General features: G+C 58.4%; 21 protein-coding genes and 1 tRNA gene. 15 read left to right on the forward strand and 7 right to left on the reverse strand.

The window, feature by feature from the left end; translation table 11 throughout:
* Window positions 1-35: 35 nt before the first annotated feature.
* Window positions 36-704: a response regulator transcription factor gene (locus ACIOJF_RS01170; RefSeq protein WP_105656876.1), complete on the reverse strand. Its 669-nt coding sequence runs from the start codon at window positions 702-704 to the stop codon at window positions 36-38.
* A 198-nt stretch (window positions 705-902) separates the two neighbouring features.
* Between ACIOJF_RS01170 and ACIOJF_RS01175 the strand changes: the two genes are divergently transcribed.
* The 3 genes from ACIOJF_RS01175 (at window position 903) to ACIOJF_RS01185 (ending at window position 3,537) form a co-directional block, all read left to right on the forward strand.
* A complete protein-coding gene (locus ACIOJF_RS01175; RefSeq protein ID WP_105661542.1) occupies window positions 903-1,571 on the forward strand; it encodes a hypothetical protein in 669 nt (222 codons plus the stop codon).
* A gap of 266 nt (window positions 1,572-1,837) precedes the next feature.
* Complete coding sequence (locus ACIOJF_RS01180) at window positions 1,838-2,452, forward strand: FABP family protein (RefSeq protein WP_133833614.1); 615 nt, start codon at window positions 1,838-1,840, stop codon at window positions 2,450-2,452.
* A 2-nt stretch (window positions 2,453-2,454) separates the two neighbouring features.
* The gene (locus tag ACIOJF_RS01185) at window positions 2,455-3,537 is read left to right on the forward strand and encodes a folate-binding protein YgfZ (RefSeq protein ID WP_105656873.1); all 1,083 of its coding nucleotides are present in this window, start codon (window positions 2,455-2,457) and stop codon (window positions 3,535-3,537) included.
* 74 nt (window positions 3,538-3,611) lie between these two features.
* Here the strand turns inward: ACIOJF_RS01185 and ACIOJF_RS01190 are convergent, their stop codons facing one another.
* From ACIOJF_RS01190 to ACIOJF_RS01205, 4 genes are all read right to left on the reverse strand, one after another.
* A complete protein-coding gene (locus ACIOJF_RS01190) occupies window positions 3,612-4,640 on the reverse strand; it encodes a 6-phosphofructokinase (protein ID WP_105656872.1) in 1,029 nt (342 codons plus the stop codon).
* Between the two features lie 254 nt (window positions 4,641-4,894).
* Window positions 4,895-5,137: a PspC domain-containing protein gene (locus ACIOJF_RS01195; protein WP_105656871.1), complete on the reverse strand. Its 243-nt coding sequence runs from the start codon at window positions 5,135-5,137 to the stop codon at window positions 4,895-4,897.
* A gap of 36 nt (window positions 5,138-5,173) precedes the next feature.
* Entirely contained in the window at window positions 5,174-5,422 is a 249-nt protein-coding gene (locus ACIOJF_RS01200) for a hypothetical protein (protein WP_133833616.1), read from the reverse strand.
* 12 nt (window positions 5,423-5,434) lie between these two features.
* Window positions 5,435-6,757 carry a PspC domain-containing protein gene (locus ACIOJF_RS01205; RefSeq protein WP_133833617.1) on the reverse strand — a complete coding sequence of 441 codons (1,323 nt, stop codon included), beginning with the start codon at window positions 6,755-6,757 and terminating at the stop codon, window positions 5,435-5,437.
* Window positions 6,758-6,883: 126 nt separating this feature from the next.
* Here ACIOJF_RS01205 and ACIOJF_RS01210 point away from each other — a divergent pair, with 126 nt between their 5' ends.
* Together ACIOJF_RS01210 and ACIOJF_RS01215 are read left to right on the forward strand one after the other, a co-directional pair.
* Window positions 6,884-8,137 (forward strand): ATP-binding protein, encoded by a 1,254-nt coding sequence (locus ACIOJF_RS01210; RefSeq protein WP_105656868.1) that lies wholly within the window; start codon window positions 6,884-6,886, stop codon window positions 8,135-8,137.
* A gap of 4 nt (window positions 8,138-8,141) precedes the next feature.
* Window positions 8,142-8,810, forward strand: a complete 669-nt coding sequence (locus ACIOJF_RS01215; RefSeq protein ID WP_105656867.1) for a response regulator transcription factor — start codon at window positions 8,142-8,144, stop codon at window positions 8,808-8,810.
* A gap of 75 nt (window positions 8,811-8,885) precedes the next feature.
* On the opposite strand, the gene ACIOJF_RS01220 is transcribed toward ACIOJF_RS01215, so the two are convergent.
* Complete coding sequence (locus tag ACIOJF_RS01220) at window positions 8,886-10,085, reverse strand: pyridoxal phosphate-dependent aminotransferase (RefSeq protein ID WP_332728387.1); 1,200 nt, start codon at window positions 10,083-10,085, stop codon at window positions 8,886-8,888.
* 268 nt (window positions 10,086-10,353) lie between these two features.
* On the opposite strand from ACIOJF_RS01220, the gene ACIOJF_RS01225 reads away from it, so the two are divergent.
* The 8 genes from ACIOJF_RS01225 (at window position 10,354) to ACIOJF_RS01260 (ending at window position 15,935) form a co-directional block, all read left to right on the forward strand.
* Window positions 10,354-10,426 (forward strand) — tRNA-Trp (locus ACIOJF_RS01225).
* Between the two features lie 114 nt (window positions 10,427-10,540).
* On the forward strand, window positions 10,541-10,789 hold the full coding sequence (secE, locus tag ACIOJF_RS01230; RefSeq protein WP_038992215.1) for a preprotein translocase subunit SecE: 249 nt from the start codon (window positions 10,541-10,543) through the stop codon (window positions 10,787-10,789).
* Window positions 10,790-10,861: 72 nt separating this feature from the next.
* Window positions 10,862-11,689, forward strand: coding sequence for a transcription termination/antitermination protein NusG (nusG, locus tag ACIOJF_RS01235; RefSeq protein ID WP_181148851.1), 828 nt, complete (start codon window positions 10,862-10,864; stop codon window positions 11,687-11,689).
* Between the two features lie 130 nt (window positions 11,690-11,819).
* On the forward strand, window positions 11,820-12,251 hold the full coding sequence (gene rplK / locus ACIOJF_RS01240; RefSeq protein ID WP_105657674.1) for a 50S ribosomal protein L11: 432 nt from the start codon (window positions 11,820-11,822) through the stop codon (window positions 12,249-12,251).
* A 135-nt stretch (window positions 12,252-12,386) separates the two neighbouring features.
* Window positions 12,387-13,091, forward strand: a complete 705-nt coding sequence (gene rplA / locus ACIOJF_RS01245; RefSeq protein ID WP_105661540.1) for a 50S ribosomal protein L1 — start codon at window positions 12,387-12,389, stop codon at window positions 13,089-13,091.
* Window positions 13,092-13,648: 557 nt separating this feature from the next.
* Window positions 13,649-14,170 (forward strand): 50S ribosomal protein L10, encoded by a 522-nt coding sequence (rplJ, locus tag ACIOJF_RS01250; RefSeq protein WP_105657672.1) that lies wholly within the window; start codon window positions 13,649-13,651, stop codon window positions 14,168-14,170.
* 73 nt (window positions 14,171-14,243) lie between these two features.
* Window positions 14,244-14,618, forward strand: coding sequence for a 50S ribosomal protein L7/L12 (gene rplL, locus ACIOJF_RS01255; protein WP_105657671.1), 375 nt, complete (start codon window positions 14,244-14,246; stop codon window positions 14,616-14,618).
* A gap of 147 nt (window positions 14,619-14,765) precedes the next feature.
* Window positions 14,766-15,935 carry an acyltransferase family protein gene (locus tag ACIOJF_RS01260; RefSeq protein WP_402741108.1) on the forward strand — a complete coding sequence of 390 codons (1,170 nt, stop codon included), beginning with the start codon at window positions 14,766-14,768 and terminating at the stop codon, window positions 15,933-15,935.
* Here the strand turns inward: ACIOJF_RS01260 and ACIOJF_RS01265 are convergent.
* Complete coding sequence (locus ACIOJF_RS01265) at window positions 15,889-16,386, reverse strand: aminoacyl-tRNA deacylase (RefSeq protein WP_105657669.1); 498 nt, start codon at window positions 16,384-16,386, stop codon at window positions 15,889-15,891. The two genes, ACIOJF_RS01260 and ACIOJF_RS01265, sit on opposite strands and share 47 nt — an antisense overlap.
* Before the next feature lie 614 nt (window positions 16,387-17,000).
* Between ACIOJF_RS01265 and ACIOJF_RS01270 the strand changes: the two genes are divergently transcribed.
* Together ACIOJF_RS01270 and ACIOJF_RS01275 are read left to right on the forward strand one after the other, a co-directional pair.
* Window positions 17,001-20,507, forward strand: coding sequence for a DNA-directed RNA polymerase subunit beta (locus ACIOJF_RS01270; RefSeq protein ID WP_105657689.1), 3,507 nt, complete (start codon window positions 17,001-17,003; stop codon window positions 20,505-20,507).
* Window positions 20,508-20,604: 97 nt separating this feature from the next.
* Window positions 20,605-24,495 (forward strand): DNA-directed RNA polymerase subunit beta', encoded by a 3,891-nt coding sequence (locus tag ACIOJF_RS01275; RefSeq protein WP_105657668.1) that lies wholly within the window; start codon window positions 20,605-20,607, stop codon window positions 24,493-24,495.
* The last annotated feature ends 286 nt before the right edge of the window (window positions 24,496-24,781 follow it).

Consider the following 24,781-nt stretch of genomic DNA (forward strand, 5'->3'; position numbering starts at 1 on the left):
TAAAATGTGCGAAGTGGGTAGGAGTTATCTGAAAGTTATGATTCGGTGTGGAAGCGGTAGCCGACGTTGCGCACCGTTCCGATGAGCTGTTCATGATCGGTGCCGAGTTTCGCGCGCAAACGTCGCACATGCACGTCTACGGTACGGGTGCCTCCGTAGTAGTCGTATCCCCACACTTCATGCAGCAGCTGTTCGCGGGTGAAGACTCGGCCGGGGAACTGTGCCAGGTACTTGAGCAGTTCGAACTCTTTGTATGTCAGGTCCAGCATGCGGTTATCGATACGGGCGGTGTAGCTCAACTCATCGATGCGCAGGCCCGAAGTGCTTTCAGCGGCCACCGGTGCGGGGGCGGGAACCGTGGCTCCGGAGAGCATCAGGCGGATGCGTGCATCAAGCTCGGCAGGGATGGCGGAAGGCAACAGAAAATCAGTCGCAAACCAATCCGAGTTCAAAATGCCCAGTGCGCCTTCGCTGACAACCAGCAGCAAGGGCAGATTCAAATTGGCGTGCAATAACTGCGCCAGGGAGCGCGCCGGAATGAGATCTGTCCGGGCATCGAGGATGACCGCGTCGCACTCAGGGATTTGGCTCAGCGACTCCGTTGTTGCAGGGAAGAAAGAAATCTCGTGCAATAACAGTTCGAGTGCCGGAAGAACTTCAGCGGCATTTTCGGCATGATTACTTAATAGCAGTAGGTGAGCCAATCGGTCTTCCTCCTGCCAGATAGTTGCGAAAAAATCACTTTTACGTGTCACAGTATAAGGAATGAATCAGTTGAAGCACGCATGTGAACACGCAAGTGCGGATACATTACCGTCAGGAATCAGAATTTGAGAATCAAGGTTTTATTCAGTGGGCTCGTTGCAGCGGCACTGCTTGTCGTTGTTGCAAGTCTGGATTCGATGAGCTGGCTGATGGGTGTGCTCACCGCGGTCTTGCAGCTGATTTTCGCCTATACCTGGCCACGAATGGTCCGCTCCGATGCGCCATGGCCGATCACCATCATCTTGGCGTTGTGCTCTTTGGCGGCTACGGCTTCGACCATGTTCATGCCAGGCGGGTCGGTGATGTCACATAGTGTCGAAGCAATCGCCGTTGGCGTGCTTCTGGTATTTATCAGCCAGGTATTGCGCGGGGCAGAAGCCGAAGGCCGGCTGGCCGGTGTGGTTTCTGGCGTGACCGGCATAGTCCTGGGCGTGCTGGGTTCCGCCTGGGCCGCTAGTGCTTATGTGCCCTACGGCTTTGGGCTGGCCGTCACAACCGTGGTCGCTCTGCTTGGGGCTGGTGCGGTTGCCGTTACCCGCCTGCCAAACCGGATGACCATGATTCTGGCGCCTGTGGTAGCTGCCGCATTGGGCGCGGCCTCCAGCGCGCTGCCAATCGATATGCTCTGGTACCAAGGGGCGACCCTGGGACTGCTGACCGGCTTGCTGGTGGGTTCATTACGGGCATTGGCCTTGGTCAGCCGCAGCGTACGAAACATGAGTGGAATCCTTGGCCTTGCCTGCGCCATCTTGCTGATGAGCGGTGCGGTCAGCTGGTACGCGATGGAAGTGCTGGCTTTCATTTAGCGGTGAGCGGTTCAAATATGATGCTAGCTGCGTCACGCGTGTCGAAGTTCTCCTGCCTCCCGCGCTAAGATGAAGCCATGAATGAAAATTACCTTGCAATCGAAATTTTCTTCCAGGCACTTGTAGTGATCGCCGGTCTCGGAATGGCTGGGTTCGCAGGCTTGGTAGTGAAGCGCCTCTTCCAGGGCCAGAAGTAGAAACAGCGCACACAAGAACGTGTGCGCTGTTTTCATTTCATCACTAACTGACTTAGGAGCGAGTAGTCCATGGCTTTTGACCTACCTACGGACCTCACCCCGGAACTTGTACCTTTCGCATGGCTCATCGGCACCTGGGAAGGTGCTGGCCGTCTTGGCGAAGGCGAAGCCGAGGACGAGTTTTTCTGGCAGCAAGTCACCTTCCGTGACGTTGGCGGGCCGTACCTTGAATACCGCAGTGAAGCCTGGCTGACCGAAGCCGATGGCACGAAGCTGCGGATCCTAGCCGTTGAAACCGGCTTCTGGTCCTTGGACCGTGAACAGCAGGAAGCCGATGCCGGTCCTGGCATGGAGCCCGGTGACATCTTCCCGGTACTGCGTTCGGCCGACGATGTGCAGAAGCTGCATACCGAAGACGGCTTCAAGATCCAGGCGCAAATTGTCCGACCAGACGGCATCTCAGAGCTGTATTACGGCCTGATTAATGGACCACGCATTCAGCTGGCCACCGAGAGCTTGCTGCGCAGCAAGAACGCCCAAGCTTACGCGTCCTCAACCCGGATCTACGGTCTGGTCAATGGCGAGCTGTTCTGGCGCTGGGATGTTTCCAAGGGCAATATGGATCTTCAAGCGCACGCCTCGGCGGCGCTCAAGCGTGTCACCTCGGAAGGCACGGTGCACTAATCATGGCCACTGAATACCGTTCGGTCCTGCTGGACCGTGCTGCTGCAGTGGAAGCTGGCGGCGTAGATGCCGGCGTCGCAGCCCACTACGGCGCTCCTACCCGCGAAGCTCGCAAACTCGCTGAGGGCCAGGCAATTGCCGATCTGAGCCACTTCGATGTTGTGGAGATCCGCGGCGAAGACCGCCAGAGTTGGCTCGATACGCTCAGCAGCCAGCGCATTTCCAGCCTGAAGCCAGGAGACAGCACCCAGACGCTGCTGCTTTCGGTTCAAGGACGCATTGAGCACGAAATGAAGGTGCTGGCCACCGCAGATCGCTTGCTGCTGATCGTTGAACCTGGTGCCGGAGCAGCGTTGGCGCAGTTCCTGAACTCAATGCGCTTCATGCTGCGCGTTGAGGTCAATGATCTTTCCGAGAGCTACGGCGTATTGGCGGCTACCCGCAAGATTGGCACTGCCGGGAGCCTGGTCTGGGAGAACCCATGGCCCGGAATCACCGACGGTGGTTGGGCCTATTCCCGTGAGGATCACCCGGGCAAGGAACGTCCGTGGTTCTTGCATATCGTGGAGTTGGAGCAGCTTGCCGTCGCAGTAGCTGACGAAGAGCTGTCAGGCATGATGGCTGTCGAGGCCTTGCGTATCGCCGCGTGGGAGCCGCGCTTCGGTGCCGAGATAGACGACAAGACCATTCCCCACGAGTTGGATTGGCTGCGTACCGCGGTGCACATGGACAAGGGCTGCTATAAAGGCCAGGAAACAATTGCCCGGGTGCACAACATCGGCCACCCGCCTCGTCGCATGGTTTTCTTGGACCTCGACGGTTCCATGCACACGCTGCCTGCCACCGGCGCCGAAGTGAAGCTGGGGGAGCGCACGGTTGGCCGGATCACTTCCGCGACTTTGCACTATGAAGCCGGGCCAATCGCCTTGGCCGTGGTCAAGCGCAACGTTGACCCGGAAGCGGTTCTGTCCGTGGTGGACGCCGAAACGAGCTACCCGGCAACGCAGGAAGTCATTGTGGCGACCGACGCCGGCCAGGTCGCTGGGCGCTTTACCGGGTTCCTGAGAACCCCGCCGCAAGGCTAAAGGCCAAAGAGAAGGGCGTGGGTTGGAATGCTGTGAACAGCATTCCAACCCACGCCCTTGGTGTATCTCCAGGCCTAGCCGAAGAGCACGGCGGCCTCTTCGTAGCGTTCCATGGGGACACGCTTGAGGTTGTTCAGTGCGGCACGCAGCGGTACGCGCAGCACCTTGGTGCCGTGCAACGCCACCATGGTGCCCCACGCCTCGGCATGGATGGAATCCACCGCAGCCATTCCCAAACGGGTGGCCAGGACACGGTCAAAAGCGGTGGGGACGCCGCCGCGCTGAATATGTCCCAGCACGGTTGCACGCGTTTCGATGCCGGTACGTTCCTCAATGACCGGGGCGAGCATCTCCCCGATGCCGCCAAGGCGGGCGCGTCCGAAGGAATCGAGACCACGTACCGAGAACGCTTCTTCCATGCCTTCTGGCACAAAGCCTTCGGCCACAACCACCAACGGGGCGCGTCCGCGCTCATGGGCTTCGTTCACCCACTGGCAGATCTGCTCCATGGTGGTGGAAACCTCCGGGATGAGCACCGCGTGCGCACCGGATGCCATCCCCGCGTGCAGTGCAATCCAGCCTACGTGGCGGCCCATTACCTCGGCCACCATGCAGCGGTGGTGGGAATCGCCGGTGGTGCGCAGGCGGTCAATGGCTTCGACCGCAATCTGGTTAGCGGTATCGAAACCGAAGGTGTAATCCGTGGCGTCCAAGTCATTATCGATGGTCTTGGGAACGCCAACGATAGGAAGGCCGGCTTCGCATAGGCGCTGGGCGCCAGCTAAGGTGCCTTCCCCGCCGATGGCAATCAGCGCATCGATGCTATTGGATTTGAGAACCTTGGAAATGTTCTCCGCGCCACCAAGTTCCCCTTCAAACGCATTGGTGCGTGAGGTGCCCAAAATGGTGCCGCCTTGCTTGGCGATGCCACGCACAGCGGTTCGCGGAAGGTCGAAGAAGTCGCCTTCCTTGACGCCGCGCCAGCCGTCGCGGAAACCGACGAATTCGTCGTCGTAGCTTTTGATGCCATTCAGTACCGCACCGCGGATGACGGCGTTCAGACCGGGGCAGTCGCCGCCTGAGGTCATGATTCCAATGCGCATTGGCCCTCGCTTAGTAATGGGAAAGCCTTGTGCGACAGCTGGAGCGTGCAGGCCCCGTGATAACGCTGTAACAGCAAAGAGTTCCATTCGGATTTCAGTCAATATCCGCGCGCCATTGAGCATCTACTCTGCGAGCCATTGTACGTGCTTAAAGCCACTAGGGCGAGTCTCATGTCACGGAAGTGCACGAGCCTCGCCCTAGCCGGATAGCGATGCCAAGCATCGTTCCCGAGCAGGCCAGCCGGGAACGGTATTTAGAATTTGCGAAGCCAGTTCTGCAAGATGATGGTGTTGTCCTGCGCTGGGATCAGGATCCACGCCAGGATATATGCGGCAACACCCATTACCGGAAGCAAGAACGAAAGCAGTAGGGCGATACGCACCAAGGTGACATCCCACCCGAACTTGTCGGCGATGCCCCCGGCGACGCCACCGGCCAATCGGCCTGGCCCGCGACGAAGCGGCATGGAACGAAGCGAGTTGAAGAATGCGTCCATCAGAGAACTCCTAATTGTTGGAAAAGCTTGGAGGGCTTAGAGATTGGGGTCGGTGGGAACCGGTGGTTCGGCTTCGGATTTGCGGGCCTTGCCGGCCGATGCCAATCCGGAGAAGATCATGGCTACGCCGGCCAAGGCGACGATAGCGATGAAGAACAGCGGCATGTCAAAGCTCCACTGCAAGACCAGACGGCTGAGCGATGCCAGGGCGACAACGATCAGAATCAGGCCGAAGACCAAGGTTCCGGTAGGGAATTTCCTAGCGGGAGTAGAAGAAGTATTCATGGGGCTCAGTCCTTAGAAATCCGTGTTGCTGGGGTTCAGGATGCTGGGATCATCCACGGTCGTGGAGAACGAGGAAAAAACTCCGTCTACTTCAATGGTCAGCATTGGTGCATTTCCCGGCAAGGACCGCCGGTCCTGCGGCAGTTCCATATCCATTCCGGAAAGGAATGCGCCGTCGGTCTCGATCTTCACCGGAACATTCTCCGGCAGCAGCAGATCCATTCTGGAGAAGACCGAATCGATCTCCACCGTGGTGGGTTTGGTGATACTGCCCAGATGGGTCAGGTCAACCGTTGAGCTGCTGAAAACAGCGCTGTATTGGCTGTCGCTGCCGGTAGCCGATCGAACGAACCCGCGGGCAGATTCCTCGAAAGACGTAGCAGAGAAGATCACCGTCAGGACCAGCAATGGAATGGCCAAACCCAACAGGCCTCCACTGGTTCGCCCGGAGAGGGCCGCTAAGACAATGGTGATGCCAACAAGCAACAGGCCGCAAGCCAAAGCCACGGTCCAGCCCGAACCAGGCAAGGCCACGATATCCAGGTAGTCGGCCAGCATGACCACGGCGACCACCAGCACGGTAACGCCGAAGACGGTGGTGCCAAGCCAACCCGGAATCGGGCGGCTGATCGGCTTGCGATTCGCCTTGGCACTGTAGGCCTTCGTATATGCGGGATCCGGCGAATAGCTATTTTCGTATTGGCCCGCTGGGCCAGAATCACCTGAATTCATGGGGTGCTCCTTCATCGGCGCATCCGGGTAGTTCGTCCCGAACCCGCTAGCTACGCTCGCATTGAAACTCTGGGTGCCGTCCTCACGCCAAGGATGCTCCAACGCGGTGCTCTTCTCGGCAGCCCTTGGCGAGGCAGCAGAGCTGTCACCGGTCGCTGCCGGATTGCGAGCTTGGTCCGGACGCGCAAACCGGGTGTTCTTCCTGCTGAAGATAATGAATGCGATAGCCGCAACAATAGCCAGGGGCCACAGGACCGGTGCCAGCGAATCCAAGAACCAGGGAGCAGGGAAGATGCCCAGCGCAAAGATGATCACCGCGCCAGTCATGCCGCTGGTCCAGTTCCGGTTCACGGCACTTTCCAGATGCATTTTGCCTCCCGCATCAGGAAGCAACGCCCAAGCGAGTCCATAGAGCACCATGCCCAAGCCGCCTAGGACACCGAGCACCACGAAGATGCCGCGGATCAGCACTACATCGACCTTGAAATAATCGGCGACACCAGTTGCAACGCCACCGAGCCACTGCGAGTCCTGGCGAGTGATCGGTGATTTGCGCAGCTGGTCGTAAAAGCCGCGACGACGTTGAGAGCCTTCGTTGTTCATAGTCCAATGTTCTCGTGTGGCAGGGGTCCCGCGCTATGAGGGGATACCCTGAACTTCCCCTAGGGGTGCCCCTAGATCCGGTGATCAACCGGGAAGAAACGACAAGAACGTGCTTGACTTAGAACTATGGAAAGTCCTGAACGGCGTTTGATGGTGCGCAGCGAGAACCGGCTAATCGCCGGCGTCTGCGGCGGCCTCGCGGAGCACCTCGGCATCCCGCTGGGGTACGTGCGTATTGGGTTCCTGGGATTGTCCGCACTGGGCGGCATCGGCATTCTGCTCTACGCGTGGCTTTGGGTATTCGTCCCGAGCGCCGAAGAGGCGCACGCTGACGAGCTTCGCTCCTGGGGCACCAGATCACGCAGCCTTGCTGAAGAAATGAACCGGGTGCAGCAAGGCATCTTCCGTCCACGCGAAGGTTGGGAAAGGAACTCCACCTGGCGTGACACGCTGATCGGTGCGGGCCTGCTGGCGCTCGCCGTCATGGCTTATGGACAGTGGACCGGCTGGAATATCCGCTGGGATCTGATCTGGCCTACCTTGGGCGTGATTGCCGGTATTGTGCTGGCTTGGATCCAGTTCGATGAAGGTATCACCGAGCACAAGAAGCGCCCGTCATTGCCTTTCCTGCTGCGCCTGGCTTTTGGCCTGGTCCTGGTCATCGGCGGTCTGCTGGCCCTGCTGGGCAATACTGTCGGAGCCGCAGACCTGCTCGGCGGCTTGTGGGCGGCCTTGGCGATCATTGTCGGCGCACTCGTGGTCTTGCTTCCCTGGGGTACTCGGCTGTGGCGCGATTTCATCGCTGAACGGAGCTCGCGCCAGGCGGCGGCCCAACGTGCAGAGTTCGCGGCCCACCTGCACGACTCGGTCTTGCAGACCTTGGCAGTGATTCAAAAACGCAGTGAAGACCCAGCGGCGGTGAGAACCTTGGCACGTGTCCAAGAGCGTGAACTGCGCCAATGGCTGTACGGCAACCATGACCTTGATGATGAAGATGTAATCGTTGAGATCCAGCACGAGGCAAGCCACATCGAACAGCTGCTACTGCGTGATGTAGAAGTCATATCCGTAGGCAATGCTCAGGGCTTTGCCGGGCAGCAGGCACTGGTGGCCGCTAGCCGCGAGGCGATGATGAACGCAGCGAAGCATGCCGAGGGCAAGATTTCGGTATTCATCGAATGCTCGGCCGAACAAGTAGAAGTGTATGTGCGTGACCGCGGCACCGGTTTCGAAGTAGATGGAATACCGGCGGACCGGCACGGCGTCAGGGAATCAATCATTGGCCGCATGGAACGCGCAGGCGGCATGGCGCATATCCGGAGCGGTGAATCCGGAACTGAGGTGCAGCTGAGCATGCCACTGAACATGGAGGAAGAATAGAAACATGAACGCTGAGAACACCACCGAGAACTACCGTGTAGTGCTGGTGGATGACCACGCCATCTTCCGTTCCGGTTTACGTGCCGATTTGGCCCAGGACATCCAGATTGTCGGGGAAGCTGGCACCGTGGAGGGAGCCATCGAGGTGATCACCGAACAGCAACCGGATGTGGTGCTCCTGGATGTGCACCTGCCCGGTGGCCGCGGCGGGGGCGGGGCCGAAGTGCTTAAGGGGTGCACCGGGCTGCTGGGATCCACGCGTTTCCTGGCATTGAGCGTTTCCGACGCAGCACAGGACGTAGTGACGGTCATCCGTTCCGGTGCTCGCGGGTATGTCACCAAGAGCATTTCCGGGGCCGAAATTTCCGATGCAGTACGTCGCGTGGCCGGGGGAGATGCCGTGTTCTCGCCACGCTTGGCCGGGTTCGTCCTGGACGCCTTTGGCAGCAGCGGTCCGGTGGCAGAAATCGATGAGGAGCTGGATTTGCTCTCTGACCGCGAATTGCAAGTCATGCGTTTGATTGCCCGGGGATATAGCTATAAGGAAGTAGCCAAGGAACTGTTCATCTCGGTAAAGACCGTGGAATCGCATGTGTCCAATGTGCTGCGCAAGCTCCAGCTATCCAACCGCCACGAACTTACCCGTTGGGCTGTGGACCGCAAGATCCTCTAAACGGCACTGCGGCAAAAGCACAGAAGCCGGGCAGTCCATCATGGACTGCCCGGCTTCTTTGGCGGCGCTGTTTTTCTACTTGGCTTCGCCCAGCAGCTTGGCCATCCGTGCGACGCCTTCTTCGAGGTCAGCATCACCCAGTGCATATGACATGCGGATATAGCCGGAAGGGCCGAATGCTTCACCTGGAACGACGGCAACTTCTGCCTGTTCCAGGATGAAAGCAGCAAGTTCTGCACTGGTGTTGTTCACTACGCCGCGGATTTCGCGACCCAGCAGGCCTCGAACATCCGAATACGCGTAGAACGCGCCTTCCGGAGTAGGGCAGTGCAGGCCGTCAATCGCGTTCAGTGATTCGACGATGGCCAAGCGGCGACGGTTGAAGGCAACCTTCATGTCGTTCACGGCATCCAGCGGCCCGGCAACAGCAGCCAGGGCGGCTCGCTGCGATACGTTGGAAACGTTCGAGGTGGCGTGGGACTGCAGGTTGGTGGCGGCCTTGATGACATCCAGCGGACCTGCCATCCAACCCACGCGCCAGCCGGTCATTGCGTAGGTCTTTGCCACGCCGTTGAGGACGACAACTCGGTCTTCGAGCTCTGGGACCAAGGTCGCGATGGAGCTGAAAGTTGCATCGCCGTAGGTCAAGTGCTCGTAGATCTCATCGGTAACAACCCACAGCCCCTTGGAAGCAGCCCACTGGCCGATCTCGCGGACCTGCTCCGGGGTGTATACGGCACCGGTGGGGTTCGAAGGAGAAACGAACAGCAGCACCTTGGTGCGTTCGGTCAGTACGGATTCGAGCTGTTCGACGGTAACCTTGTAGCCCTGCTCCGGGCCGGCAAAGACCGATACGGCCTTGCCTCCGGCGAGCTGGATGGCTTCGGGATAGGTGGTCCAGTACGGAGCCGGAACGATGACCTCGTCACCTGGATCAAGCAGGGTTGCGAAGGTGTTGTACACCGCCTGCTTGCCGCCATTGGTGACCAGAACCTGATTGGCCTTGAGCTCGTAGCCCGAATCGCGCATGGTTTTGGCGGCGATTGCTTCGCGCAGCTCGGGAAGGCCGGCTGCAGGGGAGTAGCGGTGGTTCTTTGGATCCTGGGCCGCCTTGACTGCTGCTTCGACAATGTAGCCAGGGGTTGGGAAGTCGGGTTCACCGGCACCGAAACCGATTACTGGTCGACCTGCTGCTTTAAGAGCCTTCGCCTTGGCATCTACTGCGAGAGTCGCGGATTCGGAAATTGCGCCGATGCGGCGAGAAATGCGAGACATTGGGGATTCGTCCTGAAGTCTATGGGGACAGCTGTTACACCTCAGTTTAGTTCGCAACCTTGCACTTCAGCATCACAATTTTGAAAATGACACAATAAGGTGCGCAACGGGGCGCGTGAATGCGTTCTGCGCCACACTGGAGGTTGTCAGTTCGACATTTCCGATTTCGTTGCGTAAAGTTATTTCTCGTTGCCGAGACATCGCAACGGACGAAGCTGAATGTTTTATCCGCTAAGATGTTCTAGGTTGGAGCGGTAAAAAGCTCCGAAGGGTAGTGGCGCAATTGGTAGCGCAGCGGTCTCCAAAACCGCAGGTTGCAGGTTCGAGTCCTGTCTGCCCTGCGCAATAGCGATTTATCGCTTAGCGAATTATCTCATCACGGTGTGTTGCAGTCGAATAGACTATGGCACACCGTGATTGTTTCAACTGGCCAAATTTTTGAAACGAGGAAGAACATGACCGAATCTGCTCTCAGCTCCGGTAAGGGTGGACAGAAGTTGGGTTTCTTTGCCCGGATCTTCTTGTTTTTCCGCCAGGTAATCGCAGAACTTAAGAAGGTCGTCACCCCGACCCGCAGTGAACTAGTGAATTATTTCCTGGTTGTTGTCGGTTTCGTGGTCGTGGTGATGCTGATCGTGACGGCCCTGGACTTCGTCTTTGGGCAGGGTTCGATCCTCCTGTTCACCAACAAGGTCGAACAGTAATTTTGTTGCCTCGGAGGTATGATTACCCCGAGGCAATTTAGTGTCATTCAGTCAAAGAAAGCAGGAGCTGCAGTGTCCGACAAGGAACTCGAACCGCAGATTAATGACGAGGTCGAAAACGAGTTCGTTGAAGCCGCCGGCGATCAGGTTGAGCCAGCTGTAGAAGCTGACGTCGACCCAACCGAAGCACCAGCACAGGACGCTGAAGACGCTCAGGTAATCGAAGGCGCAGCTGAAGAAGCTGAAGGCGAAGACAACGAAGCTGAAGAAGCCGAGGGCGAAGACAACGTAGCCAAGCTCAAGGAAGAATTCCGCGCTAAGCTCCGTCGTCTTCCAGGTGACTGGTTTGTCATTCACACCTACGCTGGTTACGAAAACCGCGTGAAGGTCAATCTTGAGACCCGTATCCAGACCCAGGACATGGATGAGTTCATCTTCGATATCCAGGTTCCAATGGAAGAGGTCGTCGAGGTCAAGAACACTCAGCGCAAGATCGTTCGCCGCGTGCGCATCCCGGGCTATGTCCTGGTCCGCATGGAGCTGACTGACGCGTCGTGGGGTGTTGTTCGACACACTCCAGGTGTCACTGGATTCGTTGGCAACGCCCACGATCCAAACCCACTGAGCCTTGACGAAGTGTTCTCCATGCTGGAGCACACCATCGTTGATCCAGTAGAGCAGCCATCGGCGTCCAAGCCAGGCCGTGCTCCAATTACTGAGGTCACCGTGGACTTCGAAGTCGGCGAATCGGTTATCGTCAATGACGGACCGTTCGAAACGATGCCGGCAACCATCTCGGAGATCAAGCTGGATGCCGCACAGCTGGTTGTACTGGTTTCGATCTTCGAACGTGAAACCCCAGTGACCCTGAACTTCAACCAGGTCACCAAGATCCAGTAGTATTAAGTCTTCGTGCCCCGCATCGGTCGCTTATCGATGCGAGGGTACGCTTGGCTGTCGCGCCACGATAGCCAGATCCCCGTGCCACGCTCCTGTGCCACGGGAAACGCAAGAGTAAGAAGGACCCGACATGGCCCCAAAGAAAAAGGTCACCGGACTCATCAAGCTGCAGATCCAGGCAGGTGCTGCTAACCCAGCTCCTCCAATCGGTCCAGCCCTTGGTCAGCACGGCGTCAACATCATGGAATTCTGCAAGGCTTACAACGCAGCGACCGAGTCGCAGCGCGGTAACGTTGTTCCAGTTGAGATCACCGTATACGAAGACCGTTCGTTCACTTTCATCACCAAGACTCCTCCTGCAGCTGAGCTGATCAAGAAGGCAGCTGGCATTGCAAAGGGTTCGGGTGTTCCGCACACCGACAAGGTTGCTAACCTGACCCAGGCTCAGGTTGAGGAAATCGCCACCACCAAGATGGCTGACCTGAACGCAAATGACCTGGCTGCTGCAGCCAAGATCATCGCCGGCACCGCCCGCTCCATGGGCGTGACCGTAGAAGGCTAATCCCGCCTTCCGCTGTTCACACGCTGGATAGCACTCAAGAATTCAATCTAAGGCGAAACGGTCATCTGATCGATTCGCCCGTGGCAGGACCCCGCGCGGTCCATATGACCACGACTGCATAAGGAGAAAACGCAGATGGCAAAGCGCAGCAAAGCATACGTAGCCGCCGCGGCTAAGATCGATGCCGACAACAACGTCTACGCTCCAGCCGAGGCAATTGCCCTGGCTAAGGAGACCGCAGGCGATAAGACCAACTCGACCGTTGAGGTTGCTTTCCGCTTGGGTGTTGACCCACGTAAGGCTGACCAGATGGTTCGCGGTACCGTAAACCTTCCACACGGCACCGGCAAGACCGCCCGCGTGGTTGTTTTCGCTAACGGTGACAAGGCAGAAGCAGCTCGCGAAGCTGGCGCCGACTTCGTTGGCTCGGACGACCTGATCGAAAAGATCCAGGGCGGCTGGACCGACTTCGACGCAGCAGTTGCAACCCCTGACCTGATGGGCAAGGTTGGCCGCTTGGGTAAGGTACTGGGTCCTCGTAACCTGATGCCAAACCCTAAGACCGGCACCGTGACCATGGATGTGGCCAAGGCTGTAACCGACATCAAGGGCGGCAAGATCGACTTCCGCGTCGACAAGCACTCGAACCTGCACTTCATCATTGGCAAGGTTTCGTTCGACGCAAAGCAGCTGACCGAGAACTACGCAGCAGCTCTGGAAGAGGTTATGCGCCTGAAGCCTTCGGCTTCGAAGGGTCGCTACATCTCGAAGGCAACCATCGCTACCACCTTCGGTCCAGGTATTCCTGTTGACGCGAACGTAACCCGCGTTGAGGCCTAAGTCTAGTAGCTAACTAGCTTGAGGGAGCATGCCGATAATCGGCATGCTCCCTTCCTTTTTAAGCGAGGAATCTGCGCGATGGCCACGGCTGCTGGAAAGCGTATTCATGTTTCGTACCAGCCTGTAGCCGATGATAAGCTTTGACTACCGAGTATCTCGGTCATCCGCGTATGGATCCCCCAAGGCCCTACGCGGATGAGATACGAAAGTTTCCCCAAAACTTTTGTATCGGCGGGACTTACTACTAGCGTTCCCCAAGCGTTGGTAAATGAGTCCCGCCATTCTAATTTAATTCCCCTAGTGACCAGGATCATGAGATTGGCTCCGGCTTCGATTTGCTGTGGGCTGGAGTGCTCCTATAAACTAGAAATACCGAAGACCGTCGGTCGAGCATTTGGTTTCCAACTGCTCCTAAAGATCCGCAAGGATGACCAACGCAGGTTACATAGATTTTTTGACTTTGAATAAGTTGAAACGCCCTGTGCTCCTGCGCGGGGCTATTTTTATGGCCTCGCCGGTTTTGAAACGGTACCGAACAAATCCCCGGAAGGAGTGTTATGGCAACCCCAAGCAAGACTGCAGCGATTGAAGAAATCACCGCGGAATTCAATGATTCGTCGGCGGCTGTCTTGACCGAATACCGTGGGCTTACCGTTGCACAGCTCAAGGATCTGCGCCGCTCGCTTGGTCAGGAGACCAAGTACGCAGTCGTAAAGAACACCTTGACCGCAATCGCAGCGAAGAACGCTGGCATCGATGCTTTCGATGAACAGCTTTCTGGTCCAACCGCAATCGCCTTCATTAAGGGCGATGCAGTTGCTGCCGCTAAGAGCCTCACGGAATTCGCCAAGACTAACGAAAAGCTGGTCATCAAGACCGGTTGGTTCGAAGGTAAGGCACTGGACCAGAGCGGCATCGCTGCTTTGGCTGCGCTGGAATCCCGCGAAACTCAGCTCGCCCGCGTTGCAGCAGTGCTGCTGGCTCCAGCTTCCGCTGCTGCCCGCGCTGTCGAAGCTCTGCGTGCAAAGCTCGACGAGAACGGTGGCGAAGCTGCCGAGGAAGCTCCGGCAGAAGCCTAAGCTTTCGAGTTCTCTCGCAACGTAAACCCAAATTCATCGGCCCTCAAGGCCAAAAACCGAAAGGACGCCCACCATGGCGAAGCTCAGCAACGAAGAGCTGCTTTCCGCATTCAAGGAAATGACCATCATCGAACTGTCCGAGTTCGTTAAGGAATTCGAAGAGACCTTCGACGTAACCGCTGCTGCTGTTGCAGTTGCTGGTCCAGCTGCAGGCGGCGAAGCTGCTGCTGAAGAGCAGACCGAATTCGACGTAGTCCTCGAGTCGGCCGGCGACAAGAAGATCGCAGTTATCAAGGAAGTTCGCGCACTGACTTCCCTGGGCCTGAAGGAAGCTAAGGAGCTCGTTGACGCTGCTCCAAAGGCTCTGCTTGAGGGTGTTGCCAAGGACGCTGCCGAGAAGGCTAAGGAAGCTCTGGAAGCTGCCGGCGCTACCGTCACCGTTAAGTAAGTACAGCGGTCACTCGCAACTTATTGCCAAAGGTCCACAGACGAAAGTCTGTGGACCTTTGGTCGTTAAGCTGGGAAGTCCATAGCAATTGTTTTATAACGTTTCTATTAACAGCGTTTATTCAAGTTCATTGTTTACAGTGAAAATGTGTCAAAAACCGTAGCTACCCAGAACCAGAAACCAGCACCGCGGCTAGGGCTCCTAGACGCATTGAGGATTACAGCTGCGCTAATTGTCGTCCTGTACCACTACACCGCATGGGGACATGATCACTGGGGGAGGCAGGCCGCAGAGTTCTGGCCAGTACTCTCCGAATTCACCCGTTACGGACAGCTGGGTGTACAGCTATTCTTCCTCATCTCGGGCTTCGTTATCCTGATGTCCCTCCAGGGAAAGAACGTCATTGGTTTCATCGGCTCGCGTGTGGGCCGCCTCTACCCGGCCTACTGGCTCGCGGTACTCGCAGCAACAGTACTCTCGCTTGGGATCTGGCCTTCCGGCAACGAGGGACGCTCGGCCAGTGATATTCTGCCCAACCTGAGCATGATGCAGGCTGGATTCGGCGTCACCGATATGGACGGTGTCTATTGGACACTTTGGGTCGAGTTGCGTTTCTACGTGTTGCTCGCAGCGCTCTTGTCCATGGGCTTCGTGAAGAACAAGCACATCCTCTTGCTCTCTGCCATTTGGCCCGCTCTGGGCCTGTATCTGCATTTCACAAGCATGGACAAGCTGCAGGAATGGATTGCCGGGCAGTATGCGGCCCTGTTCGCAGCCGGCATGGTGCTCTTCTTGATCTATCAAAGCGGCCACAGCATTCTGCGGTGGTCCATGGTCGCAGGCAATACTGCCATCGCCGCATTTTTCACCGGCATCAAGGGGCGCAGTGACGCGGACTTGCTCTCCGGGATGGATATCCCGGCCTGGCATTTCCAGCTGCTGACCGTCCTGTGCGTAGCTCTGCTGGCGGTGTGCACCCTGACTCCGCTCAAGAACGTCCAGGGCAAATGGCTGGCTGTGGCCGGTTCATTGACTTACCCGCTGTACCTCGTGCACCAGTTGTGGGGTTGGTGGCTAATCAACCAGCTGCACGGTTTCGTGAACAAGTACGTGCTGCTGGCCGGTTTGCTGGTGCTGATGCTAGGAATTGCCTACCTGGTGGCACGCTTCGTCGAGCAGCCGCTTGGTCTGCCGCTGCGCAACGCGACGATCAAGGGATTGACCGAGTCGCAGGCCTGGGCCAAGAAGGCATTGGCTAAGCCAGGGCTGGTTATTCCGGAGTCGAAATATCAGCAATCGTGGCATCAAATCCGCTAACCAAATCCTTGGCGCGAACCAGCAGTCCATGGGCTCGGTCCCCGCTGCCCAGTCCTATCTGTTCCGATACGGGCTCTTCGAAGACGCTGGCATCGATGTAGACAGGCAGTACCGTGTGCGAGCCAAAAGGCGTAATGGTTCCGCTCTCGTAGTGCGTGACATCCCAAGCGATATCTGAAGATGGCAGGGAGAGCTTATTGACGCCCATGACTCCGCGCAGCTTCGCCCAGTCCAGTTTCCGCCCGCCGGGGATCAGCGCGAAGACAAAGGTGCCGTCTGTGCGTTTGATAACCAGCGTCTTGAGCAAGGCCGAGGCCGAGATTCCCAAGGCGTCCGCAGCCTCTTCCAGCGAGCGGACCTTGTCGCGCGGCACAATCTCGATTGGGATGTTCCGGCGCGAGGCGTCCAGGGTAACTCGGGTCAGTGCTTCATCTGACTGCAGCTTATTCACTTCGTCTCCTAACCGTGGATGTTTGCTCGATCATAGCTAGTGGCGAAAGAAGAAGCCACCGGACACACGAGGTCGCAAAGGCTTATATCTGCTGGGGGAGCGTGTAGCTTCAAGCCTCCCGGATACCCGGAAAAAAATCTCCAAGAACGTTCGCCATGCGGCTGAAGCGGAGAAAAATTGGGGTTTCTGATGCCTGCTGAGGAGAATGTGACAGAAAGCATAACGTTGCCTGATGCCCGGAATCCGGAGACTGCGTTCAGCGGGCCAAGACCTTTGGCAATTCGCAAGAATCCGCGAAAACAAGGGTATCAGTTGGGAAAATGCATGCACTTTTCGGTGCGCGGTACGACCGGGTTGCGCGCTGGCGCGGTGCTTGGAAACCTGAGTGGCAGCCCGCGCGAAAGTGGGGGCGAAAACTATAGCACGAATTTCTGCACCGAGTATCGACAACCGGATTTTCCTCCGGTAGAGTAGAAATTTGCGCCTTGCTGTTTGCGCGCGCGGCCTTCATATAGCGGTGGGTTCGTGCGGACGAAAAAAGAGGAACTGTCCTATGGCAGGAACCTTAGCACGGTAAGCGTTCGGAAACCTGACGGTCTTTGGAAGGATCCATCTTGGTCGCCTCGAGCAACCCTAACAACCAAACCGCTAGTTCGGCTCGCGATGCTGCATACGCTGGCCGACTTTCTTTTGCAAAGATTCACGAACCCCTTGAAGTGCCTAACCTGCTGGCATTGCAGACCGAGAGCTTTGACCGCCTCGTCGGCAACCAGAACTGGGTAGAGCGCCTGGCCAAGGCAGAAGCCGCTGGTGACTTCAGCGTGCCCAACACCTCGGGCCTGGCAGAAATCTTCGAGGAAATCTCCCCAATCGAGGACTTCCAGGACACCATGTCCTTGAGCTTCTCGGATCCGGAGTTCGCTGATCCTAAGTACTCGATCGCAGAGTGCAAGGACCGCGACGCCACCTACGCGGCACCGCTGTATGTCAAGGCCGAATTCATGAATAATGAAACCGGCGAAATCAAGCAGCAGACCGTGTTCATGGGCGATTTCCCGCTGATGAGCGAAAAGGGCACCTTCATCATCAACGGCACCGAGCGTGTCGTTGTGTCCCAGCTGGTTCGCTCCCCAGGTGCGTACTTCGAGTCCACGCCGGACAAGACCAGTGACAAGACGATCTTCTCGGCACGTATCATCCCATCGCGTGGTGCATGGTTCGAGCTGGAAATCGACAAGCGCGACCAGATCGGCGTACGCCTTGATCGCAAGCGCAAGCAGTCGGTCACCGTCTTGCTCAAGGCCCTTGGCTGGAGCGAAGAGCAGATCCTGTCCGAGTTCGGCCAGTACGATTCGATGCGCGCAACCTTGGAAAAGGACAGCATCAAGGATCAGAACGAAGCCTTGCTGGACATCTACCGCAAGCTGCGTCCAGGCGAGCCTCCTACGGTTGAGGCCGCCCAGGCACTGCTGAAGAACATGTACTTCGAGCCTAAGCGCTACGACCTGGCAAAGGTTGGCCGCTACAAGATCAACCGCAAGCTGGGCGTGGAGACTCCGGTCAACGCCGAGAACGCTTCGGTGCTCTCGCTGGACGACCTGGTAGCGATGATCCGCTACCTCGTTGCGCTGCACGCAGGCGAGAAGACTGTTCAGGGCACCCGCAAGGGCGAGATCGTTGACGTTCCTGTCAACGTCGACGACATCGACCACTTCGGCAACCGCCGCATCCGCGCCGTGGGCGAACTGATCGAGAACCAGGTCCGCACCGGCCTGTCCCGCATGGAGCGTGTTGTGCGCGAGCGCATGACCACCCAGGACGTCGAGGCGATCACCCCGCAGACCCTGATCAACATCCGCCCTGTTGTGGCTGCCATCAAGGAGTTCTTCGGAACCTCGCAGCTTTCGCAGTTCATGGACCAGAACAACCCGCTGGCCGGCCTGACCCACAAGCGCCGCTTGTCGGCTCTGGGCCCGGGCGGCCTGTCCCGTGACCGCGCAGGCATGGAAGTACGAGACGTCCACCCGTCCCACTACGGACGCATGTGCCCAATTGAAACCCCGGAAGGCCCGAACATCGGCCTGATCGGTTCGTTGGCTACCTACGGACGCATCAACTCCTTCGGCTTCATCGAAACCCCGTACCGCCGCGTCGCCAATGGCGTCGTGTCCAACGAGGTCGACTACCTGACCGCCGATGACGAGCTGCAGCACTACATCGCACAGGCCAACGCGCCTCTGGATGAGAACGGCCGCTTCGTTGAAGAGACCGTTCTGGTTCGCGAAAAGGGCGGTGGCGGCGAGCCTGTCATCGTCGATTCCGCTGAAGTGACCTTCATGGACGTTTCGCCGCGCCAGATGGTTTCGGTGGCAACCGCGCTGATTCCATTCCTCGAGCACGACGATGCCAACCGCGCACTGATGGGCGCCAACATGCAGCGCCAGGCTGTGCCGCTGCTGAAGTCCGAGCGTCCGCTGGTGGGTACCGGCATGGAGAAGTTCGCCGCGGTTGACGCCGGCGACTCCGTTGTCGCCGCCAAGCCAGGCGTGGTCACCGAGGTATCTGCTGACCTGGTTGTCGTCATGAACGATGACGGCACCGAGTCGATGTACCCGATCATGAAGTTCGCCCGCTCGAACCAGGGCAACGCCTACAACCAGCGCGTTCGCGTGTCCGAAGGCGACCGCCTGGAATACCAGTCGATCATCGCTGACGGTCCTTCGACCGACTCCGGCGAGCTGTCGCTGGGCAAGAACCTGCTCGTGGCATTCATGTCCTGGGAAGGCTACAACTACGAGGATGCGATCATCCTCTCCCAGCGCATGATCTTCGACGACGTACTCACCTCGATTCACATCGAAGAGCACGAAGTCGATGCCCGCGACACCAAGCTCGGTGCCGAGGAAATCACCCGCGACATCCCGAATGTCTCGGAAGACATCCTCTCCCAGCTCGATGACCGCGGCATCGTCTACATCGGTGCCGAGGTCGAGGCCGGCGACGTGCTGGTAGGCCGTGTCACCCCTAAGGGCGAGACCGAACTGACCCCGGAAGAGCGCCTGCTGCGTGCCATCTTCGGTGAGAAGTCGCGCGAAGTGCGCGACACCTCGCTGAAGGTTCCGCACGGCGAGTCCGGCACCGTCATTGGTGTTCGCATCTTCGACCGCGACAACGACGATGACCTTTCCCCTGGTGTCAACCAGCTGGTCCGCGTCTACGTTGCCCAGAAGCGCAAGATCTCGATCGGCGACAAGCTCGCAGGTCGCCACGGTAACAAGGGTGTCATCTCGCGCATCATGCCGCTGGAAGACATGCCATTCCTGGAAGACGGCACCCCGCTGGATGTCATCCTGAACCCGCTAGGTGTGCCAGGTCGTATGAACGTCGGCCAGGTTATGGAAATCCACCTGGGTTGGGCTGCCAAGCAGGGCTGGAAGATCGAAGGCGAGCCTGAATGGGTCCGCGATCTGCCGAACCTGCCACGCGAGTCCGGTTCCACCACCGTGGCAACCCCGGTCTTCGATGGCGCTTCCGAAGAGGAAATCCGCGGCATCCTGGATTCGACCAGCAAGACCCGTGACGGTGTGCGCCTGATTGGCAACTCCGGCAAGGCGAAGCTGTTCGACGGCCGCTCCGGCGACCCGCTGCCGGATCCGGTTTCCGTGGGCTACATGTACATCTTGAAGCTCCACCACCTGGTGGACGACAAGATCCACGCCCGTTCCACCGGTCCATACTCCATGATCACCCAGCAGCCACTGGGCGGTAAGGCCCAGTTCGGTGGCCAGCGCTTCGGCGAGATGGAAGTTTGGGCACTGGAAGCATACGGTGCCGCTTACACACTGCAGGAAATCCTGACCATCAAGTCGGATGATATCCACGGCCGCGTGAAGGTCTACGAAGCTATCGTCAAGGGCGAGAACGTTCCAGAGCCTGGTGTTCCAGAATCGTTCAAGGTGCTCATCAAGGAAATGCAGTCGCTGTGCTTGAACGTCGAGGTACTCGGTACCGACGGCAACACTATCGAAATGCGTGAGTCGGACGAGGAATCGTTCCGCGCCGCTGAAGAGCTGGGCATCGACCTTTCACGGTCGGAGCCGAACTCCGTAGAGGAAGTGTAATCTGGCGCCCTGCCTGCAGGACCTGCAGGCAGCGGCGGCAAATTCCCACCCTCATTCGTATCGACTTCAGACACCACAGAAGAGAGAAAAGGACCATATGTCCAGCGATTCCTCATTCGGCCTCATGCGAATCAACCTTGCCACCGCGGATGAAATCCGTGGATGGAGCTACGGCGAGGTCAAGAAGCCGGAAACCATTAACTACCGCACCCTGAAGCCGGAGAAGGACGGTCTTTTCTGCGAAAAGATCTTCGGCCCTTCCCGCGACTGGGAATGCTACTGCGGCAAGTACAAGCGCGTGCGCTTCAAGGGCATCATCTGCGAGCGTTGCGGCGTCGAGGTGACCCGCGCGAACGTACGCCGTGAGCGCATGGGCCACATCGAGCTGGCAGCTCCTGTGACCCACATCTGGTACTTCAAGGGCGTTCCATCGCGCTTGGGCTACCTGCTCGATCTGGCTCCGAAGGACCTCGAAAAGGTCATCTACTTCGCTGCCTACATGATCACCGGTGTCGACGAAGCACGCCGCCACGCCGAAATGCCTAACCTGCAGGCCCAGCACGACCTGGAACTGCGCAACCTTGCGAACAACTCGGAAGCTGACAAGAAGGCTGTTGCAGCCGACCTGGAAGCCGAGCTGGAGCGCATGGAAGCTGACGGCGCCAAGAATGCCGAGCTGAACAAGGCCCGCACCTTGGCCGAGAAGACTGTTCTGCAGATCGACAAGCGCGCCAAGGCCGAAGCCGAGCGCCTGCGTGCGGTCTGGGAGCGCTTCAAGAACCTGAAGGTCGCCGACCTCGAAGGCGACGAAGGCCTGTACCGCACCATGCGTGAGAAGTACGGACTGTTCTTCGAAGGCTCCATGGGTGCAGAAGCTATCCAGAAGCGCCTTGAGAACTTCGATCTGGCGGCTGAAGCTGAAGAGCTGAAGACCATCATCGAAAACGGCAAGGGCCAGAAGAAGGCTCGTGCGCTCAAGCGCCTGAAGGTCGTCAACGCGTTCCTTGTCAACGGCAACTCGCCTAAGGGCATGGTCCTTGACGCCGTTCCGGTGATCCCGCCAGAACTGCGCCCGATGGTCCAGCTCGACGGTGGCCGTTTCGCTACCTCGGATCTGAACGACCTGTACCGCCGCGTGATCAACCGCAACAACCGCCTCAAGCGCCTGCTTGATCTCGGTGCGCCAGAGATCATCGTGAACAACGAAAAGCGCATGATGCAGGAAGCTGTTGACTCGCTGTTCGATAACGGCCGTCGTGGCCGTCCGGTGACCGGGCCGGGCAACCGCCCGCTGAAGTCCCTGAGCGACATGCTCAAGGGCAAGCAGGGTCGTTTCCGCCAGAACCTGCTGGGCAAGCGCGTTGACTACTCGGGCCGTTCGGTCATCGTTGTCGGCCCGCAGCTGAAGCTGCACCAGTGCGGTCTGCCAAAGCAGATGGCCCTGGAGCTGTTCAAGCCTTTCGTGATGAAGCGCCTGGTTGACCTCAACCACGCACAGAACATCAAGTCGGCTAAGCGCATGGTCGAGCGTTACCGCCCGCAGGTTTGGGATGTTCTCGAAGAGATCATCACCGAGCACCCGGTACTGCTCAACCGTGCACCTACCCTGCACCGCTTGGGTATCCAGGCCTTCGAACCACAGCTGATCGAAGGCAAGGCCCTGCAGCTGCACCCATTGGTTTGCGGCGCGTTCAACGCTGACTTCGACGGTGACCAGATGGCAGTTCACCTGCCGCTGAGCCCAGAAGCACAGGCTGAAGCCCGTATCTTGATGCTGTCCTCGCACAACATCTTGAAGCCTTCCGATGGCCGCCCAGTGGCACAGCCTTCGCAGGATATGATCATCGGATTGCACCACTTGACCACCAAGCGTGCAACCGAAAAGGGCGCCGGCCGCGTGTTCGCTACCGTATCCGAGGCCATCATGGCCAAGGATCTGGGCGAACTGCACCTGAACGCACCGATCAAGGTCCGCGTGGAGAACTTCGTTCCTTCCGCAGACCAGCCAGCCCCTGAGGGCTGGGAGCCAGGTACCCCGGCATTGCTGGATACCTCGCTTGGCCAGGTGCTGTTCAACGACACCCTGCCTGCGGACTACCCATGGGTAGCCACCGTAGCGGGCAAGGATGCGCTCTCGGAGATCGTCAACGATCTGGCAGAGCGCTACCCGAAGATCATTGCCGCAGCTACCCTGGATAACCTGAAGGACGCCGGTTTCTACTGGTCGACCCGCTCGGGTGTCACCGTGGCGATCTCGGACATTACCTCGAACATGGATAAGGCAGCCATCTTGGCTCCTTACGAGGTAAAGGCCGCCAAGGTCCAGGCTTCCTACGACAAGGGCCTGATTGCAGATACCGAGCGCCGCCAGGACCTGATCGACATCTGGACCAAGGCTACCGACGAGGTTGCCGAGGCAATGAAGAACGGCATGGAAGAGCTGAACACCATTAACCGAATGGTGACTTCCAAGGCTCGTGGTAACTACCTGCAATTGCGTCAGATCGCGGGTATCCGTGGTCTGGTGTCCAACCCTAAGGGTGAAATTATTCCTCGCCCGATCAAGTCTTCCTACCGTGAAGGCCTGTCGGTTCTGGAGTACTTCATCGCGACCCACGGTGCCCGTAAGGGCCTGGCGGATACCGCGCTGAAGACCGCTAACTCGGGTTACCTGACCCGTCGTCTGGTGGACGTTTCGCAGGATGTTATCGTTCGCGAAGAGGACTGCGGCACCAAGCGCGGCTTGACCGTTGCCATTGCAGATAACTCTGCCGGCATCCGCGTCAAGCACGAGACCGTGGAGAACTCGGCGTACACCCGTACGCTGGCTACCGACGTCAAGAACGCTGAAGGCACCGTGCTGGCTACCGCCGGTTCGGATGTCGGCGACGTGCTGATCGACGAGCTGTACGCTGCAGGCGTGGATGAAATCCGCGTTCGCTCCGTGCTGACCTGCGACTCGGCTGTTGGAACCTGTGCTCTGTGCTACGGCCGTTCGCTGGCCAGCGGCAAGACCGTGGACATCGGCGAGGCTGTTGGCATTATCGCCGCGCAGTCCATCGGCGAGCCTGGTACCCAGCTGACCATGCGTACCTTCCACACCGGTGGTGTAGCGTCGGCTGACGATATCACCCAGGGTCTGCCTCGTATCCAGGAACTGTTCGAAGCCCGTACCCCTAAGGGTGTGGCTCCGATGTCCGAGGTTGCCGGTCGCGTGTCGATCGAAGACGACGAGAAGCAGCTGCGTGTTGTAGTTACTCCAGACAACGGCGACGAGAAGCAGGCCTACCCGGTTCTGCGCCGTGCTCGCCTGTTGGTTGAAGAGGGCGAAAGCATCGTTGCCGGTACCCAGCTCACCAGCGGTACCTTGGATCCGAAGCAGGTTCTTCGAGTCCTCGGCCCACGTGAGGCACAGAAGTTCCTGGTCCGCGAGGTCCAGGATGTGTACCAGTCCCAGGGTGTAGGCATCCACGATAAGCACGTGGAAGTCATCGTCCGCCAGATGCTGCGCCGCGTCACCGTCATCGAGTCCGGCGAGACCGACTTGCTGCCAGGCGAGTTGGCCGATCGTTCGCGCTTCACCGCTGCGAACCGCAAGGCCGTTTCGGAAGGCCAGCGTCCAGCTGCCGGCCGTGACGAGCTGATGGGCATCACCAAGGCATCGCTGGCCACCGATTCGTGGCTGTCGGCTGCTTCCTTCCAGGAAACCACTCGCGTCCTGACCCAGGCTGCGATGGAAGGCAAGGAAGATCCACTGCGCGGTCTGAAGGAAAACGTGATCATCGGTAAGCTGATCCCGGCCGGTACCGGTCTGGATCGCTACACCCAGGTCAACGTCGAGCCAACCGATGAAGCAAAGGCAACTTTGTTCACCGGCACCTCGGCCTTCTCTTCGGGCCTGTACGACGATGCGCTGGAAGGCGGGCTGTCGCCTGAATTCCGTGCCATCTCGATGGACGACTACGACCACGGCTCGGACTTCCGCTAAACCGGAAGCACTGTCACCGTAAGGTAGTTTGACCCAATGCCTGCCCGCACACTGTGCGGGCAGGCATTGGGCGTTTAACCGCCACAGTTCCCAGTGGTCTGCGTTCCGGGGCCTGCGCGCAACACGGGGTGAAAATAGTAGTCGATGAATCCACTGGGAGATTTAGGAACTAGTATTCGCCTTGATGCGGATCCGCTGGCAAGCCGGCAGCGGACATCCGCGGATTCAGGTGGTTTTCATCTGGCGGTCCCGTGGCGTTCAGCTGGGGTCGATAGCGTAGTCACTA

This window comes from Glutamicibacter sp. NPDC087831 (genome assembly GCF_044742845.1).
In the GTDB taxonomy this organism is placed as follows: Bacteria; Actinomycetota; Actinomycetes; order Actinomycetales; family Micrococcaceae; genus Glutamicibacter.

Excerpts from the sequence above, each read along its gene's own strand:
- ACIOJF_RS01195 (WP_105656871.1), bottom strand. The coding sequence starts at position 5,137 with ATGGACGCATTCTTCAACTCGCTTCGTTCCATGCCGCTTCGTCGCGGG.
- ACIOJF_RS01190 (WP_105656872.1), bottom strand. The coding sequence starts at position 4,640 with ATGCGCATTGGAATCATGACCTCAGGCGGCGACTGCCCCGGTCTGAAC.
- ACIOJF_RS01215 (WP_105656867.1), top strand. The coding sequence starts at position 8,142 with ATGAACGCTGAGAACACCACCGAGAACTACCGTGTAGTGCTGGTGGAT.
- ACIOJF_RS01220 (WP_332728387.1), bottom strand. The coding sequence starts at position 10,085 with ATGTCTCGCATTTCTCGCCGCATCGGCGCAATTTCCGAATCCGCGACT.
- ACIOJF_RS01175 (WP_105661542.1), top strand. The coding sequence starts at position 903 with ATGAGCTGGCTGATGGGTGTGCTCACCGCGGTCTTGCAGCTGATTTTC.
- secE (WP_038992215.1), top strand. The coding sequence starts at position 10,541 with ATGACCGAATCTGCTCTCAGCTCCGGTAAGGGTGGACAGAAGTTGGGT.
- ACIOJF_RS01200 (WP_133833616.1), bottom strand. The coding sequence starts at position 5,422 with ATGAATACTTCTTCTACTCCCGCTAGGAAATTCCCTACCGGAACCTTG.
- ACIOJF_RS01180 (WP_133833614.1), top strand. The coding sequence starts at position 1,838 with ATGGCTTTTGACCTACCTACGGACCTCACCCCGGAACTTGTACCTTTC.
- ACIOJF_RS01210 (WP_105656868.1), top strand. The coding sequence starts at position 6,884 with ATGGAAAGTCCTGAACGGCGTTTGATGGTGCGCAGCGAGAACCGGCTA.
- ACIOJF_RS01275 (WP_105657668.1), top strand. The coding sequence starts at position 20,605 with ATGTCCAGCGATTCCTCATTCGGCCTCATGCGAATCAACCTTGCCACC.
- rplA (WP_105661540.1), top strand. The coding sequence starts at position 12,387 with ATGGCAAAGCGCAGCAAAGCATACGTAGCCGCCGCGGCTAAGATCGAT.
- rplL (WP_105657671.1), top strand. The coding sequence starts at position 14,244 with ATGGCGAAGCTCAGCAACGAAGAGCTGCTTTCCGCATTCAAGGAAATG.
- ACIOJF_RS01185 (WP_105656873.1), top strand. The coding sequence starts at position 2,455 with ATGGCCACTGAATACCGTTCGGTCCTGCTGGACCGTGCTGCTGCAGTG.
- rplJ (WP_105657672.1), top strand. The coding sequence starts at position 13,649 with ATGGCAACCCCAAGCAAGACTGCAGCGATTGAAGAAATCACCGCGGAA.
- rplK (WP_105657674.1), top strand. The coding sequence starts at position 11,820 with ATGGCCCCAAAGAAAAAGGTCACCGGACTCATCAAGCTGCAGATCCAG.
- ACIOJF_RS01205 (WP_133833617.1), bottom strand. The coding sequence starts at position 6,757 with ATGAACAACGAAGGCTCTCAACGTCGTCGCGGCTTTTACGACCAGCTG.